Below are 306 nucleotides of genomic sequence, written 5' to 3' on the forward strand. Positions count from 1 at the left end.
GCCATCAGTGCCCTGCAGCCCTCGGTGGCCGGTCAACGTTACATTGGTGCGGTAGGCAGCAACGAGGATTATGCGCCTACCGCCAAGACGGTCACGACTCTCGCCAACATCCGCGGCTTGGCACCTGAAGAGCCCACCAAGCAAGGCAGCTACTATTCGGCCTCTGTGGCCCGCTATGGCGCGAACACCGATTTGAACAGCGCCTCGGGCGATCAGAAAACCAATACCTACGTTGTCGCCCTGGCATCCTCCCTGCCGAAGTTCGAATTCAACGTTGGCGGCAAAACCGTTTCCCTGGTGCCCTTT

Annotated in this window: 1 protein-coding gene; it reads left to right on the forward strand. The window is 59.5% G+C overall.

The features are described from left to right. A partial coding sequence (locus FS767_RS22975) for a hypothetical protein (protein ID WP_178102774.1) occupies positions 1-306 on the forward strand: 306 nt, incomplete at both ends.

The organism is Pseudomonas sp. DE0010, from assembly GCF_007680745.1.
Taxonomy (GTDB): domain Bacteria; phylum Pseudomonadota; class Gammaproteobacteria; order Pseudomonadales; family Pseudomonadaceae; genus Aquipseudomonas; species Aquipseudomonas parafulva_B.